The organism is Aurantimicrobium minutum (assembly GCF_002355535.1).
Lineage (GTDB): Bacteria > Actinomycetota > Actinomycetes > Actinomycetales > Microbacteriaceae > Aurantimicrobium > Aurantimicrobium minutum.
Genome location: NZ_AP017457.1, coordinates 715,187 through 730,687, shown reverse-complemented (window position 1 = coordinate 730,687; position 15,501 = coordinate 715,187). Strand labels below are relative to the sequence as shown.

Below are 15,501 nucleotides of genomic sequence, written 5' to 3'. Positions count from 1 at the left end.
GTCTTCGCGAGAAATCGCAAAGATTACGGGCTGTGGCGCAGCTTGGTAGCGCACTTGACTGGGGGTCAAGGGGTCGCAGGTTCAAATCCTGTCAGCCCGACCACAAAAACGACCGGCTTCTGTCGGTCGTTTTTCATTTGCCTGACGTGGCCTCGCTCTGAGGACTCACCTAAATCATGAAATGAGGGCCTCCGGATCAAAACGTCGAGGGCTAGAGTGGAGAAGTGCTCTCACGCCTTCTGACCATTTCCCGCCCCGTGTTGTGGGTAAACACCATTGGGACCACGGTCATGGCCATGTGGCTCACTGGCCAGCTGTGGACGTGGGACATTATTTGGATTCTGTTGTGGGTCACACTTCCGTTTAATCTTTTGATTTACGGCATCAACGACATTTTTGATCAAGAGACTGACAACATCAATATCCGCAAGGGCGGATATGGTGGGGCAAAGATTGATCCGAAGGAAGTTCCCTGGATTTTCTGGGGAGTTATTCTCACGAACGTTCCCTTCTTGGTGTTCTTTGGTCTCAACTATTCGTGGCAAGCAAACGCCTGGATCTGGGCATACACGCTCTTCTTCTACTTCTATTCTTCGCCACCTCTTCGCTTCAAGGGCAGGCCATTTCTTGATTCTCTAAGTAATGCTGACTATGCCTTCCCACTGGCCTTTGTCCCCTTAGCTTTGGGTTTCGAGCCCATCTGGATGGCCGTGTGGGGTTTGATGGCCTGGTCACTTGCCAAGCACACCTATGACGCCATCCAAGACATTGAAGAAGACAGTTACGTGGGAATAAAAACCACTGCAGTATTACTGGGTGCCAAGGGCTCACTGTGGTGGGTCTCTATCTGGTGGGCTGTTTCTTCTGTCTTCTTTGCGTTCATAAACATCCCTTTGGCACTAGCCAACGCCGGTTATGCAGCCTGGTTAGTGTGGCTGATTACTCAAAATGATTCCCCTGAGAATGCCAAGCGGGTCTATAAATACTCGGTTGCTTACCCTTACATCGTGGGTGCTGTAGCGGGGGTTCAACTCGTTCTGGCTATTTTCTTTGGTTTATATCAAGCGTGAAATCAGCAGAGAAGAAAAAAATTGTCATCGTAGGCGCTGGCCTCGGTGGACTTAGTGCGGCAGCACTGCTTGCTAAAGCAGGCCACTACGTCACTGTTCTGGAGAGAAACTCATGGATTGGTGGAAAATCTCGTCGCATTGAGGTTGCCGGTCAACGCATCGACACCGGCCCTTCGCTCGTCACTTTCCCCGCAGTATTGGAAGAACTCTTTTCCCGGTATGACAGTCTGGGTCCTGGAACACCTTCAGCAGAAATAGCCAACCTTGAGTTAGTGAGACTTCCTGAGGTGGGGACGTATTTCTTTCGTGATGAGGTGGTGAATCTTCCCGTCGAACCAGATCACCACTGGTATCCAGCATGGAAGAGGTTTGATGAGATTCATGGAGGGCTTAGTCCCGAAATGGTCAAACTTCTCGTTTCTGACCCGTTTGATCCCAGCACGCTTCCAGCAGTGAATGCCCTGCTCAAAAACTATGGAAGACATATTTCAACAAGCTCGTATCTTTCCAGTTTGGATTGGATGCCAGAAGAATTCAAAGAAGTTATTGCAATCCATACGTTGAATGCAGGAATTTCGCCGGAACGCACTTTGGCGCTGTACGCCACGATGCCGGCAGTCATGGCACGAGAAGGTATTTTCGTTCCGCGTGGGGGAGTCTATGAAATTGCTTTAGCAATTTCACGAATGGCAACTGCAGCAGGCGCACGCATACTCACGGATGTGCCTGTCGCCTCTATTTCTCGAGGACGTGTCACCACTGAAAACGGGTTCTATGACGCCGATGTCATCATCGGTGCTGCCGATGCCCAAGTGATTGATGCATTGCTGGGGAAAAAGATTCCACAAAATGAAAGGGTCTCCTGCTCAGGGGTTGCTGTCTTTGCTGTGCTGGACGAGCCGCTGCCGGAGTCAACCGTCACTCATTCGGTGATTATGCCCAGCAACCCAGCTCAACTCCATGAGGCATTGGATAGGCGAGAACTTCCAGAAGAAACTATGGCCTTTGTGAACTACTACAAGCCAGGTCATATTTATCCCAACATCAAGGCAACTGCTGCACTGTTACTCACTGCCCCCTCAGATGGCAAAGAGTATGACCTCTCAAGTGAGTTTGTTCAACGAGAGCTCAGGCGTATTTCCCAAATGATGGGGCTTCCGCGCAATTTAGCCGAGTGCATTGAGGACTACACCGTTTTGCACCCCAAATACTTTTCTAGTTTTGGTGCTGAGGGGGGAGCACTCTACGGGGCAACGAGGAAACTGTGGCAGGGTGGTCCATTCCACCGGCCGGCATATTCGTCACTGTCTCGACCCTGGTTGTGGAGAGTCGGAGCATCAGTTCACCCCGGGGGCGGAATACCTGCGGTCCTAGGTGGATCAATGAATTCTGTAGCCCGTTTGCTCAAGAAACTTTAAGTTTCGAGGCATTGATTGCGTTAACACATCAACTATCGCTGACCTGTGAGCCCTTTACGGCAAAGCTAGACTCTCCTTCGTGACTGAAACCAAGCGCCGCTTTGTCGATCTGACGCCGCTCAAGGTTTCGCCCGCATTCGCCAGGCTCTGGATTGGTGCTGGACTTTCGGGCATTGGTGCTCAGATGACCATCATGGCGGTGGGTCTCCAAATCTTCGACATCACCCAAAACACTTTCATGGTGGGACTTGTGGGTGGCATTGCTCTTATCCCGATGCTTTTTGCTGGGCCGTGGGGTGGAATGCTTGCGGATAGCCAAGATCGAAGAACCGTGATTTTGGGAGCCATCACTGTTTCGTTCATCTCGACGATCGGTCTTGTTGTTCTCTCTGTTGCTGATGCGAATCTCGAAGCCAATGGCGACAGCGTTGCAGTGTGGCCGTTCTATGTCTTTACAACGATTAGCGCCATGGCATACATCATCTCTGGTGCTGCGCGCATGGCGGTCTATCCTCGAATCCTCAAGCTCGAGGACGTTCCCAAAGCTAATGCGCTCAGTGGTATTTCAATGGGCATTCAATACACAGTGGGACCTGCTCTCGCAGGGGTCCTTGTTGCTACTTCCGGTTTCACGGTGACATTCATTGTGGACATGGTCTTGATGCTGGCTGGATTCTTTGGTGTCTTTACGTTGCCGAAGATTCCCCCACTTCACGATGCGGTTGCTAAGGGATGGGATGGCATCAAGCAAGGACTTGCATTCTTGCGTTCCGCACCGAATATCCGCACAAGTTTCCTTTTCGACATTATTGCTATGGGGTTAGGTAGGCCCTATGCAGTTCTCCCTGCTGTTGCTGCCACCGTGATTGGGGGAGGACCCACCACGGTGGGAATCCTCACGGCAGCGGCTGCCGTGGGAACTTTCTCCACTAGTTTGCTCAGTGGACCTGTGGCTCGAATTAACCGTTTTGGTCTAGCTATTGGCCGCGCCATCACCATCTATGGCGCATTTATTGCCTTGTTTGGTGTGGTCGTGCTGGCAGGAATGTTGGGCGCGTTTGGTCCGGTCGGCAACACCTGGTCAGAGGTCAGTGTTGTTGGGCTTGTGCTTGCTGCTCTGTGTTTTGTAGGTATGGGTGCTTCTGATGAAGTCTCTGCGATATTCCGTTCCACCATTTTGATGACAGCAGCACCAGATGAAATGCGTGGTCGACTTCAAGGTGTCTTTTATTCCGTCGTTGCCGGTGGGCCACGTCTAGGCGACCTATTCACCGGAGTAATGGCGGTGTCTGTAGCCTTGTGGGCACCTGGAATTATTGGTGGACTGGGAATCATTGTCCTGATTACTGTGTTGCTCAACACCAATAAAAGATTTAGAAACTATGACAACCGCACCCCTGAGCTCTAGACAAGAAGCAAACATGCAACGCCTGTTTGCTATGCCGTTTGCTGATCTGTATCCGCTTTATGTGACCAAAGTTACAAAGAAGAACAGAACCGAGACAGAGCTTCGTTCTGTTATTTCTTGGCTGACTGGGTTTGACGACCGGGAAATAGACTCATGTATTTCCTCAGGGCAGAGCTTGACTGAATTCTTCGCTGGAGCTCATCTCAATCCACAAGTTGTACTCATCACCGGAAGTGTGTGCGGTGTGAAAGTTCAAGAGGTTGCGAACCCTCTCATGCGAAGCATTCGCTACATGGACAAACTTGTCGATGAGTTAGCTCAAGGTCACGATCTGAGCAAGATTCTTCGTTAGATTCCTCAAACACCTCTTGTTTCTTATCCTTGTCATCACGAAGAGATAGTGTAAAGATACAAACTAGACCTCAGGTCTATTACATTTCTTTTGACTTTGGAGTTTTCTCGTCATGGCTGTAGATCTCATCATCAAGGCGTCTTCCATCATCACAATGGACCCTCACAATCCTCGTGCAGAAGCAGTCGCTGTTGACACAGTGGCAGGAACAATTGCGGCGGTCGGAGCTTTTTCAGATCTTCAATCTGCCAACCCGAGTGCTGATGTTAAAGATTTGGGTAAGACTGTTCTTACTCCGGGTCTGATCGATCCCCACAGCCACCCGGCATTGAGTGGTTTGAGTACACAATCACCGGCTCACTGGATTGCGCCTTATGTAGGTTTCCCAACTTTTGATGATGTCACCGCCTATTTCACCAAGGTAAACGCAGAGACACCAGCTGGAGTTCCTGTTGCGTTCAACGGTTTAGACAGAATTCTTCACAATGCTCCTGAGCTAACCAACACTTTGTTAGATAAGTATTTCCCTGACCGTGCCGTCATCGTGATTGATAACTCAGGACACGAGGTCTATTTCAACACCGCGAACATCACGCTACTTGGCTGGGAAGATGGAAAACCTCCAGCTGATCCTGTCGGCTCGCGTTTTGGCCGCAACGAAGATGGAACGTCAAACGGCCGTGCCTACGAGTCTGCAGCTCTTCTCATTGCTGCGTCCAAAGTTCTTGCTGCAATTGGTCAACATCCTTTGGCACCCATTGCGCAGTGGTACAAACTCATGGCAACAAACGGTATTACTTCAACATCCGAGCACACATATGAGTCGAACCAGTTCAAAGCATACGTTGCGATGGCAATGGCGCCAGATAGCCCATTGCGCATTTCCCTGTACCACATGTCTATTGAGGCTGACTGTGCAGAACCCATCCAGATTCCCGTTCCTGAAAACAAACTCAAGAAGCAGGGCATCAAACTGTGGGCAGATGGTTCTCCTTGGGTGGGAACTATTGCTGCTTCTTTCCCATATCTGGATAACGAAACTACGCGTAATGCCAACATTCCCTTAGGCCCAGGCGGCGAGGCAATGATGAATTACAACAGAGCTCAGCTTGATGAAATCTTGGACAAACTGGTTCCATCCGGATACCAGATGGCTTTCCACTGCAACGGTGACGTTGGTATGGATATTGTTCTTGATGCCTACGAGCATGCACTGAGCAAGCACAACTTGCTAGGCACTGATCACCGTTGGCGTATCGAACATCTCGGTGCTTGCCGTCGGGATCAGTTTGACCGCGCGGCACAACTGGGTGTTTGTTTGTCCATGAGCCCCTTCCAGTTCATTTACTGGGGTGATTTGCTCGACGGCACAATGTTTGAAAGCTCGATTGGTTCACAGTGGCAATCCGTCGGAGACGCATTCCGTTCAGGAGCATCCGTTTCCTTCCACAACGATGGCTCTGTCAGCCCACCCATTCCTCTTCTCAACATGCAGGCTATGGTTACTCGTCAAACCGCTTCGGGTAAGGTTCATGGCGAAAACCAAGCCGTGAGCTTGGAAGACGCTATGAAGGCGCACACCACCAACGCGGCGTTCCAGCTGGGCCGGGACCACGAGGTGGGATCTATCGAAGCAGGTAAGCTTGCTGACTTCTGTGAGCTCTCTGCAGATCCGTTCACAGTTGACCCTCACAAACTCACCGAGTTGGTCACGGTACAGGGTACGTGGGTCGGCGGAAAGCGTATCGATCTCGATGCTTTCCTCGCTCAGGTTGAGGCCATGGATCCAACCGGGCACAAAGAACTTGTTCACAAGGCACACTCCAGAAAGAAGTGCTGCTAATCAACGTCCGTTGATGTGGTGGGAAATCAGGCGTTGTGTCGATGAAGACTAAATCTGCAGTATTACCTCTGATTTATTTGGGTCTACTTGCGTCCATTCAAGGTGCAGATCCCAACATTGCCTCTACGGCATTGTTATCGGCGGGTAAAGACCTCCAGTTTGGGGGACTGACAGCGCTTGCTGCCTCGGTGAGCACGCTTGCTCTCGCGGCCACCGTTATTAGCACCGGAATGCTCGCTGACCGGCTGGGTCGAAAGAAGATCATCATTGCTGCAATGTTGCTTGCTGTCATTGGTGATGGTTTAGTTTCAGTCTCTCAAGACCCGATCATGTTTATTGCGGGCCGAGCATTGGCAGGTATTGCTCTGGGTGCTGTCTATGGTTCAGCTTTTGCTTACGTGAAGTATTTCGGCGATAACTCCAAAGGTGGGCTCTCTGCGGCTTTAGGTACTTTTTCGGCATCGATTGGTTTGTTCACACTACTGGTGACCTTCGCGGGATCCGCGCTGGTGGGCGTGGGATGGCGAGAAGCCTTCCTGGTTATCCCTGCTTTGAGCGTGCTTTCACTCTTACTTGGTTTGTTCATTTTGCCCAAGGATGAAAAACGGACAAAAAACACTGAGCAATGGGATTTCCTGGGACAGTTACTTTTGGGCTTGGCAGTTGTTTTTAGCCTCTATGGAATCTCGCATGCGGCAAATGGGCTCTTTACTGCACTAACCATTGTTCCCTTTGTTATCGGTGTTGTTCTTTTCGTGCTGTTCTATCTGCGTGAGCGAACCCAGACAGACAAACGATTCTTTCCTATTTCTTTACTCAAGCACCCTTTATTTCTAGCTGCCATTGGCGTTGGATTCCTCTATAACTTCTCTACTGGAGTGGGTTTACTTTCCTTCAGTAACCTTTTTCAGTACCAGTTGGATCTTTCCGGATTAGCACTATCGCTATCCCAGTTGCCTTATCTGTTGCTGGCTATTCCGACTGCGTTGATTGTCGGAGCGTTGATTAGTAAGCGTGTACTGACGAGACAAACCTCGACGCTTATTGGTTCATTTATTGCTGCTTTGGGTGGAATTCTATTTGCCATCACCGCGATGAGTTCACCTAAATCTGTAGCTGATTATCTTCCGGCACTTGTTGTGCTGGGAGTTGGCGCGGCAGTTCCCGCAGTTGCCTATGGATCAATGATTCTGCAGGAAGCAGACACCAAACATTACGGTGTTGTGTCTTCATCCAGGACAACAATTGGTCAATTCTGGTATTCGCTGGGCTTGGCTTCCTCAACAGTGATTATTGACACTATTGCGCGCGCTCATGTTCTCAACAAATTAGGCTCCAGCGCTGAACAGCAATTGAATTCATGGTCTGCCTCTGGGTCTAAACCAACTGATTCCTCAGTGTTCCCCACCGCTGTTGAAGGATTTACTCAAGGGTTCGCGCTGCTGATGGTTATCTATGCAGTGTTGATGCTCATTGTGGGATTTTTTGTGTTTTTTGTCGCAAATAAGGCAGATAAGCAACATAGCTCACAGCAATAATTCAAGACTTGGTTCTTTCAGCACCCACATTGTGTTGTGCTAATCCAGCAGTGGTGTTGTGCCGTCTTATTTCGTCAAATTTCGACACAAACCGACGTAACAATTCAATTATCAATACCTTAGAAATACCGGAAGAAAACTTCCGTTTTCCCCTCATTCAAAAGGTAAAGATTAATGTCTGTACTCAACGAAGTTCTTGCTGCTAATGAGGCCTACGTCGCTGATTTTGGCGCCAAAGGCGAACTCGCTCTTCCTCCTGCTCGTGGATTCGCCATCCTTACCTGCATGGATGCACGTCTCGACCCTGCAAAGTATGCCGGGCTCAGTGAAGGTGACGCACACGTCATCCGCAATGCCGGTGGTCGTGCCTCCGACGACGCAATCCGTTCACTCGTTATTTCCTACAAACTCCTGGGAACCAAAGAATGGTTCGTCATTCACCACAGTGACTGCGGAATGGAGTTCTTTACCGACGAGGTAATGCGTGGCCTGTTGGCTAACAGCCTTGAAACTGCAGCACTTGGTGCTGAAGGTTTCTACGACGTAGGAACTGGTCCAGGATCTGCTGAAGCAAAGTACATTGACTGGCTCACCATTTCTGACAATGCTCAGAGCGTTGTTGAAGATGTTCAGCGCATCAAGTCTCACCCACTCGTTCCTGCAGGAATCCCTGTTTACGGTTATATCTACGACGTAAAGACAGGTCGTTTGGTCGAAGTTCCTGCAGCAACAGCTGCGGGCGCTGCCAAGTAATTAAAGTCAACTTCCCCTCTGCCTGACTAGGCAGAGGGGAAGTTTGTTTAACCACTTTGGAATACGTGTGTTAATCCCTACCTGTGAGATGAAAACGCTTTATTGAAGATTCATTTCGCCTACGCTGGAAAAGGTTTTAGGGAATTGGCGGCATGAAAGGCCACAAATGAAGTTTCGTAATTTAGTGGCCGCACTCACTTCGTTCGCGGTTGTTGCAGGCTTTTCGATTGGTGCATTTTCTGCCTCTGCCGTTGCTCCCAACACAGGCTATGCAACCTATACAGCTGCAATTCCTAACGGTTCTGACGGAACTGTCTCAATGACGGCAGGATTCGGAAACATTACCTATCAATCACTGGGCTCCTCCAGTGTCACGATTCCTGGCGGTTCGTCAGCTATGCAGCCAATGACAACACCTTTTGCCGCATTTATCGGACTCTCTAGTTCTGGTCAGCAGTACATCAATACCAAGATGACAACCAATGCAACGGCAACTAACACGTACCGTTTCCTTCACAACACTCCCAACAACGGTAAATGGGCATTTAGCTTGGGGGATATTGATGCAGAACGCCTCACCATCACAGCAACAAAATCTAATGGTTCTGCCGCGACAGCTGCTGAAATCGGGTTTCAATCGGAATACAACTACAACGACTACTCAGATTCCACTACACATCTCAGTGTCACTCAAAGCGGGAACAGTGTCGTCGTTGAGGATGCAAGTTGCCCATCTTCTTGTGACACAGTGGGAATTGCTATCTGGCTCAAGCCCACAGTCTCCTTGAGCTACATCAGCATTGCTGCTTTTGGTAAATCAGGCTTTCCCGTTTATCAAACCTGGTTTGCTACCCAATACAAGGCGGTTTCAGGCGATGTTGATCCATTCCAGGGAACTCCAGCAGTTAATGCAACACCTGTTCCGCCGATCACTTTAGATCTCATTGACATTGCCACAAACGAGATTGTTGCGACGACAACCTCTGACTCATCAGGTAATTACTCGTTCCCCGCCGTTTATCCAGAACCCTCTGGCACTTATCAGATTGATGCAACAGGGCCCTATGGCGAACCTATGGGCGGACCCATCGCAGTTCCTGCAACAGATCAAAATGGTGCAGTTGTAATTCCGACAATCATTGCACCGGCGGAATACGAAGTAAGTGGAACCGTATCCAATGGGCAAGGTGACCCCACTGCTTTTGATGTTGAAGTCCTCAATGGTTCTGGTTCTGTTATTACTCAAGCTGACGTTCAACCTGACGGAACCTTTGTTATCCCGTTTGTTCCACCAGCAAATAACCTTCAACTTGTTGTCGTTGGACCTCAAGGGGAAACTTCTTCTGTGACAGCATTGAACACCACTGGTGGAAATGTTGCCGGGATTGCCTTAGTTGCCCCGTCACGTCTTGCAGTCACTGGCCTATCAGTGAGTGTGCCATTGGGTCTAGCTGCGTTTATGCTTCTGAGCGGCGCAGTACTCGTGGCTGTGCGTCGTAGGTTTCGTCACTAGGGAGTATTTCCATGGCTTTAACCCGGGATGAGAAAGAAGCACGCTGGGAGCAAGTAACAGCCACTCCTTTATTGGTGTTGGCCCTGGTTTTTCTTTTCTGCTATGCGATGCCCATTATCTTCCCTGACCTTGAGCCAGGATTCATTGCGTTCTTAGGCATAACAAACATTGTCATCTGGTTTGCCTTCGCTATCGATTTAGTTGGCCGATTCATCCTCGCTGAACACAAAAAGCCATTTGTGAAGCGCAACATCATCATGATTATTTCTGTGGTGTTCCCATTCCTCCGCCTGCTGCGTTTGATCTCAGTTCTGACAATGGGAATGTCTCGTTATGGTGGCAGCACTCGAAACAAATTTGGTTTCTATGTTCTAGGTGGCTCCTTGTTGTTATGGTTCATCACAGGTTTGGCCGTAACCCAAGTAGAACGCGGTGTTGAAGGCTCCAACATTTCTGATGTAGGAGATGGCTGGTGGTGGTCACTCATCACACTGGCAACCGTGGGTTATGGAGATCGTTTCCCTGTCACACCCGAGGGCAGATTCGTGGGTGTCGTTATCGTTCTCATGGGTATTGCTCTGCTGGGAACGATTAGTGCATTCCTTGCCTCATTCTTGATGGACCCAACCGGTCAACGCGATAAAGACATCCAAGACGAATCAGTGAAAGCTCAAGCTACGCTCAGCGATTTATTAGCTGAGGTTAAAGCACTTCGTGCTGAGGTGAAAGAGCTCTCTGGTAAATCAAGTTCATCTTCTCCAGCGAAGAAGACTTCTTCGGCAGCAGCGAGCTCACGAGGTACAAACAAGTAACTCGTTCGTTGCCTATCTTGCTCGCCGGTATCGTTGAGCTATGACTTATGAACGCACACTGATTTCTTCCGGATCCGTCTATGAACCTGTTGTGGGATATTCCCGCGCGGTTCGCGCAGGAGACTTTGTCTTTATTGCCGGCACAACTGCTGGTGCGCCTGAGGGCGCTATTGGCGGCAACGACCCTGCCGCTCAAACAAGAGAGATTTTTAAGCGTGTGGCTGTAGCTCTCGAACAAGCGGGAGCAACTTTTGGTGATGTTGTCCGCACCAGGATTTATCTCACCAATATCGCTGATTTTGATGCCGTAGGCAAAGTCCACGGAGAGTTCTTTGGTGAAATTCGCCCGGCTGCAACAGCTGTTGAAGTAAGCGCCTTAGCTGCTCCAGACATGCTCGTTGAAATTGATGTTGACGCAATTATTGGTTCAGCAACAGTTCGATAGTTACACGTAACTCATTAGGCTGAACTCATGGTTGAACAGCCCCCACTTATTGCCGATGTTACTGAATTAGAAGAACAATTTGCCCAATTGCAATTCACTTCCCTCACTCACGAAGATGCGCTTGCTCTCGGAATGGACCTAGCTGCTCGGGCAGAAGAGAGAAACTGGCCAATGGCTGTTTCTGTGTATCTGGGTGATCAACACGTTTTTCGTTATGCCTGTCCTGGTACTAGTTCAGAAAATGATGAGTGGCTGGAAAGAAAACGACGGACTGTCTACAAGTTTCACGAACCCACTTTCTTAATCGGTCAAAGATTTGCTGCAAAGGGCAAAGATTTCTATGTGGAAACAGGTTTGCCTAACCCCGACTACGTTCCCTACGGGGGAGGTTTCCCTTTGATTGTCAACGGAGAATTTGTGGGAGCAATTCTTTCCAGTGGAGTTCCACACCAAGATGATCACGCCATCATTGTTGAAACGTTGCGTGCTGCACTCGAAAACTAATTCATGATTCTTGACCTGTCGGTTTTGCCGGCATTCCTTGTTTCCGCCTTGGTGATTATTCTCTCTCCCGGTGCAGATACCTTCTTGATGTTGCGATCAACGCTCCGTGGGGGAAAGAAAGATGGTTTCCTCACCATGCTGGGGATATATGCCGGTATCACAACGCTGTCATTGCTTCTGATTTCAGGGGTGGGCTTAGTTGTTGCCAAAGCCCCCGGCGCTTTGTTCTGGCTGAAAATACTGGGTGCACTGTATTTGCTTTTTCTTGCCGTTCAGAGCTTGCGTGCAGGAGTAAACCTCGTTAAGCGCAACTCTGCTGGTGAATCTATTACGGTCGATCAGGACCAGAGTGTCACGCGCACGAAGGCAGGCCCATTTGTCTTGGGTTTCTTGACAAACGTCACCAACCCCAAAGTTCTCATATTCTTTCTTGCATTTTTCCCCCAGTTTCTCGGGGACAGCTCACATGCGGCGGTGCAGTTAACCATGCTCTGCCTAATCTTCGTAGTGGTTTCAGCGGTGTGGCTGGTTACGTTAGTTTTTGCAGCATCAGCCATGAGAAAAGTGATGACCACCACGGGCTTCACCATTGCCATGGAATTTGTTGTGGCAACAGTGTTCGCCGTGCTGGCCATCACATTGTTGTTTTCAGGTTTGAGTGTGCACTAAGCCCACCACGAATTAGACCTCTTTGTAGTTGGCCTTTGCGGTTGCTTTATCTTTCTTATCTGCACGCTTTTCCTTGAGTGATTTAGCAGGCGCAGTTTTACCATTGCTCTTTTTGATGTTTTTCTCGGCCATGATGATGCCTTTCAGGCGAGTCGCGGTGACTCTTGTTCGTGAGCCTACGCCTGAAGTCTGCGTGCACACTGAACGCGCCCAAGACACCTAGTCTGAATATGTGAACTTTCTGACCCGCAATAAAGCAGACATCTTGCTTTTAGGTGTTGCAGCGGTGTGGGGAAGTAGTTACCTGGCTACCAAAGTACTCACGGAGCGAGGCAGTGTTTTTGCCATCTTGTCTGCACGCTTCCTTATAGCTGCAGTGATCATGCTTGCCGTATGGTCTCTGTCAAAAAACCGCCGCCTTGATCGACGAGGTTTCCTCATCGGCGTGGTGTTTGGTCTCACCCAAGCAGGTATTTTGAGCCTGGAAACGTGGGGTGTGAAGCTCACGAGTGCAACCAATGCTGGGCTGATTATCAGCATGACCATTGTGTTTACCCCGATTCTTGAATCCCTGTGGATGAAGAAATGGTTGCCGAGGGCGTATTTCATTGCCGCGACCGTCGCAATTGTGGGCGTTTTGCTTTTAGTTTCGGGCAATGGTTTCCACACTCCCAACTGGGGTGATGCACTCATGCTAGGTGCAGCAATAGTGCGCAGTATTCACGTCACAGCTCTCGGCAGGCTCACTTCGGGATATAGCTATAGTTCCGTCAGCGTGACATTTGTCCAGACCGTTGTATGTGCTGTGGTGTTTACCCTCGCTGATGTCCCCGGTGTCATCGCCAGTTATTCGAGCTTTACACTGGGGGATTGGCTTGATCTGTTCTATCTTGCAGCTGCCTGCACCGTATTTGCCTTCTTGGTGCAGTTATGGGCTGTGCGCCAAACATCTGCTGCTCGAGTGAGTTTGCTTCTCGGGACTGAGCCCATTTGGGCTGTTTTGATAGGGGTGAGCTTAGGTTCTGACGTTCTCAGCTGGTTGGGAGCTCTCGGTGCGCTACTGATTATCGGTGGAAGCTATCGAGCCCAAGCCATTGAGCTTAAACATCGGAGTGTTCCGGTACTTCCTCTTGGTCCTGGGTAATCTCAGTTAGCTCGTGCGGAAGAATTCTGTTCAACCAATTCCCACGGTAACTGAACTGTGAGTGGAGCTAAGTCAGGGTTTTTCGACAATTCGATGATGGAGTTGAATGCTGCGCTGGCAGTATGTTCGGGGTGAAAAACTGTCGACGAGACTCCGATTGAGGAATTTTCACGCGGGTCTGTTGCCGCTGCAATAAGCAAGACGTCTTGCGGAACCCGGATTCCTTGCGATGTGAGATATTCGAGGATTTGTGGCCCTTCTTCATAGAAGGAATAAATGCCGTCACACCCAGTAGAGAGTAACTCTGCGAGTCTTTCGTGCAAATCAGTGCGACCGTAATCGCCTCTGACCACTCTGGGGGTAAATCCCTTCTCGCTACACCAGGAGCGATATACGCGTTCAGCTCCCTCGTCCGAGGCAATACCTTTCAGTTCGGTGAATAAAGCTGGATTGGTCGAACCATGCCTCACGAGTAAATCAAGCGCAGCTCTAGTCATTGCTTCAAATTGTGTATCGATGTTGATGGAGATGCGCGGATCATCAAAACGATCGTTGGAGAGTACCGGGATACCCAGTCGTACAGCTTCATCAATGAGTACTTCATCATCAAATGGGTCAAGGTAATACAGCAGGTCAATTCGTGAAGTGATGAGTTGTTCTGGCCTATCTGCAGCAATGATGCTGACGGAATAGCCGTGACGTGTGGCTTCTGCAACAAGGGTGTACAGCAAGTGGGCGCTGTAGCCGGCCCAGCGTTGTTCCGAAGCGGGATCGGGGTCGGAGTAAATGACAAAGCCAATATTTTTGGTCAAACCTGTGCGCAAAGACGCTGCAGTCGGATTGGGCTTGTATCCGAGTTCTCTTGCTAACTCAACGATGCGTTGACGTGTTTCATCGGACAATCTTCCCTTGCCACTCAGAGCATTCGACGCCGCCGCCGTCGATACACCTGCTGCGGATGCGAATTCTTTGAGGGTGATTGAGGTTGATGTGCTGCGCCTGGGATTCATAAATGCCTTTATTGCTTAACTGTTAAGCACCTCACACGACTATATTCCTAGAATTTTCAGATCGTAAACAGGAGAGGGGATTTCCCGCTATCTGCGTTCCTCAGCCCTGAGTTTCATAGAAGGACTGTTTTCAATGTGGAGTTCGTCCCCCGTTTACTAAAAGTGTTTGTCCCGAGATAAACCCGGCTTCTTTGGAAGCAAAAAAGACACACGCAGCACCGATATCTTCTGGAGTACCCCATCTGCCCGCGGGAACAGTTCTCAGGTAACCATCTAGGACTTCTTGAGGCAGGTCTTTATGACGTTCAACAGGGATGAATCCTGGTGCGACATGGTTGACCGTGATTCCAAAAGGTGCGAGCTCAGCGGCCATAGATCGAGTCCATCCAATCTGCGCACCTTTACCAGCAACATACGCGGAGGAGAAAGGTTCGCTCGTTTCAAATACTTCTGAGGTGATGTTGATTATTCGACCGAATTTGGCTGTTTTCATACTCGATACCAATGCGTTTGTTGCAACGTATGGAATTTTGAGAAAAACATCGATCATCTGCTGGTGGTAGTCCCAGTCATAGTCTTCGATGGCGTGGGTAAATTGAGGCGGAGTGGCAGAAATGACTATTGTGTCAACAGTGTGGCCCCGTGATTTAGCAACTTCTTGTGCTGTGGCATAAACCTCAGATTGTGTTGCATCCCCACAAATAACGCTCAGTTGAGACGTAGATGACCTTAATTCTTTGCGGAAAGATGCCTCATTTTCGACATGTGTGTCCAGGGCGATCACGTGAGCTCCGGCGTGGAGGAAAGACGAACTAATGCCCCGACCTAATCCACCCAGCCCGCCAATAACAAGAATTGATCGCCCAGTTGCTTGAAACATACTCATGGAAACAAATGTATCTCCCGCACTTAAGGCAAGGGCTGAATTAGGCTTGAGATATTCCCTCCCTGACAAGAAGTTTTTCTTGCGGTACAAATAGAACAGTTCACAGCCACAAGCTCGAGACGGCGACTGGTTACAT

At 49.5% G+C, this 15,501-nt stretch carries 15 protein-coding genes and 1 tRNA gene; 14 read left to right on the top strand and 2 right to left on the bottom strand.

Annotation, left to right across the window (positions count from 1 at the left end; translation table 11 throughout):
* Positions 1-26 precede the first annotated feature (26 nt).
* The 14 genes from AUMI_RS03560 (at position 27) to AUMI_RS03495 (ending at position 13,469) form a co-directional block, all read left to right on the top strand.
* Positions 27-103: transfer RNA gene (locus AUMI_RS03560), tRNA-Pro, on the top strand.
* A gap of 121 nt (positions 104-224) precedes the next feature.
* A complete protein-coding gene (locus tag AUMI_RS03555) occupies positions 225-1,070 on the top strand; it encodes a UbiA family prenyltransferase (RefSeq protein ID WP_096381391.1) in 846 nt (281 codons plus the stop codon).
* On the top strand, positions 1,067-2,488 hold the full coding sequence (locus AUMI_RS03550) for a phytoene desaturase family protein (RefSeq protein ID WP_096381388.1): 1,422 nt from the start codon (positions 1,067-1,069) through the stop codon (positions 2,486-2,488). Before AUMI_RS03555 ends, AUMI_RS03550 begins: the two co-directional genes overlap by 4 nt.
* A 79-nt stretch (positions 2,489-2,567) precedes the next feature.
* Positions 2,568-3,896 carry an MFS transporter gene (locus tag AUMI_RS03545; RefSeq protein WP_096381385.1) on the top strand — a complete coding sequence of 443 codons (1,329 nt, stop codon included), beginning with the start codon at positions 2,568-2,570 and terminating at the stop codon, positions 3,894-3,896.
* Entirely contained in the window at positions 3,871-4,248 is a 378-nt protein-coding gene (locus tag AUMI_RS03540; RefSeq protein WP_342411722.1) for a DUF2200 domain-containing protein, read from the top strand. The genes AUMI_RS03545 and AUMI_RS03540 overlap by 26 nt, the downstream gene beginning before the upstream one ends.
* Positions 4,249-4,360: 112 nt before the next feature.
* Positions 4,361-6,091 carry an amidohydrolase gene (locus AUMI_RS03535; protein WP_096381379.1) on the top strand — a complete coding sequence of 577 codons (1,731 nt, stop codon included), beginning with the start codon at positions 4,361-4,363 and terminating at the stop codon, positions 6,089-6,091.
* A 41-nt stretch (positions 6,092-6,132) separates the two neighbouring features.
* Positions 6,133-7,629, top strand: a complete 1,497-nt coding sequence (locus AUMI_RS03530) for an MFS transporter (RefSeq protein WP_096381378.1) — start codon at positions 6,133-6,135, stop codon at positions 7,627-7,629.
* A gap of 174 nt (positions 7,630-7,803) precedes the next feature.
* On the top strand, positions 7,804-8,382 hold the full coding sequence (locus tag AUMI_RS03525; RefSeq protein ID WP_096381375.1) for a carbonic anhydrase: 579 nt from the start codon (positions 7,804-7,806) through the stop codon (positions 8,380-8,382).
* A 166-nt stretch (positions 8,383-8,548) separates the two neighbouring features.
* A complete protein-coding gene (locus AUMI_RS03520) occupies positions 8,549-9,895 on the top strand; it encodes a hypothetical protein (RefSeq protein WP_096381373.1) in 1,347 nt (448 codons plus the stop codon).
* 11 nt (positions 9,896-9,906) lie between these two features.
* On the top strand, positions 9,907-10,707 hold the full coding sequence (locus AUMI_RS03515) for a potassium channel family protein (RefSeq protein ID WP_096381370.1): 801 nt from the start codon (positions 9,907-9,909) through the stop codon (positions 10,705-10,707).
* Positions 10,708-10,747: 40 nt separating this feature from the next.
* On the top strand, positions 10,748-11,152 hold the full coding sequence (locus AUMI_RS03510) for a RidA family protein (protein WP_096381368.1): 405 nt from the start codon (positions 10,748-10,750) through the stop codon (positions 11,150-11,152).
* Between the two features lie 27 nt (positions 11,153-11,179).
* Positions 11,180-11,656, top strand: a complete 477-nt coding sequence (locus tag AUMI_RS03505) for a heme-degrading domain-containing protein (RefSeq protein ID WP_096381366.1) — start codon at positions 11,180-11,182, stop codon at positions 11,654-11,656.
* 3 nt (positions 11,657-11,659) lie between these two features.
* The gene (locus tag AUMI_RS03500; protein WP_096381364.1) at positions 11,660-12,325 is read left to right on the top strand and encodes a LysE family translocator; all 666 of its coding nucleotides are present in this window, start codon (positions 11,660-11,662) and stop codon (positions 12,323-12,325) included.
* A 232-nt stretch (positions 12,326-12,557) separates the two neighbouring features.
* Positions 12,558-13,469, top strand: coding sequence for a DMT family transporter (locus AUMI_RS03495; RefSeq protein WP_197702076.1), 912 nt, complete (start codon positions 12,558-12,560; stop codon positions 13,467-13,469).
* Positions 13,470-13,471: 2 nt separating this feature from the next.
* Here AUMI_RS03495 and AUMI_RS03490 read toward each other — a convergent pair whose 3' ends face one another.
* Positions 13,472-14,479, bottom strand: coding sequence for a LacI family DNA-binding transcriptional regulator (locus AUMI_RS03490; RefSeq protein WP_096381361.1), 1,008 nt, complete (start codon positions 14,477-14,479; stop codon positions 13,472-13,474).
* A 130-nt stretch (positions 14,480-14,609) separates the two neighbouring features.
* On the bottom strand, positions 14,610-15,365 hold the full coding sequence (locus AUMI_RS03485) for an SDR family NAD(P)-dependent oxidoreductase (RefSeq protein WP_197702075.1): 756 nt from the start codon (positions 15,363-15,365) through the stop codon (positions 14,610-14,612).
* Positions 15,366-15,501 lie beyond the last annotated feature (136 nt).

Coding starts and splice junctions, on each gene's coding strand:
- AUMI_RS03515 (WP_096381370.1), top strand. CDS start 9,907: ATGGCTTTAACCCGGGATGAGAAAGAAGCACGCTGGGAGCAAGTAACA.
- AUMI_RS03535 (WP_096381379.1), top strand. CDS start 4,361: ATGGCTGTAGATCTCATCATCAAGGCGTCTTCCATCATCACAATGGAC.
- AUMI_RS03530 (WP_096381378.1), top strand. CDS start 6,133: ATGAAGACTAAATCTGCAGTATTACCTCTGATTTATTTGGGTCTACTT.
- AUMI_RS03540 (WP_342411722.1), top strand. CDS start 3,871: ATGACAACCGCACCCCTGAGCTCTAGACAAGAAGCAAACATGCAACGC.
- AUMI_RS03525 (WP_096381375.1), top strand. CDS start 7,804: ATGTCTGTACTCAACGAAGTTCTTGCTGCTAATGAGGCCTACGTCGCT.
- AUMI_RS03510 (WP_096381368.1), top strand. CDS start 10,748: ATGACTTATGAACGCACACTGATTTCTTCCGGATCCGTCTATGAACCT.
- AUMI_RS03505 (WP_096381366.1), top strand. CDS start 11,180: ATGGTTGAACAGCCCCCACTTATTGCCGATGTTACTGAATTAGAAGAA.
- AUMI_RS03485 (WP_197702075.1), bottom strand. CDS start 15,365: ATGAGTATGTTTCAAGCAACTGGGCGATCAATTCTTGTTATTGGCGGG.
- AUMI_RS03500 (WP_096381364.1), top strand. CDS start 11,660: ATGATTCTTGACCTGTCGGTTTTGCCGGCATTCCTTGTTTCCGCCTTG.
- AUMI_RS03520 (WP_096381373.1), top strand. CDS start 8,549: ATGAAGTTTCGTAATTTAGTGGCCGCACTCACTTCGTTCGCGGTTGTT.
- AUMI_RS03490 (WP_096381361.1), bottom strand. CDS start 14,479: ATGAATCCCAGGCGCAGCACATCAACCTCAATCACCCTCAAAGAATTC.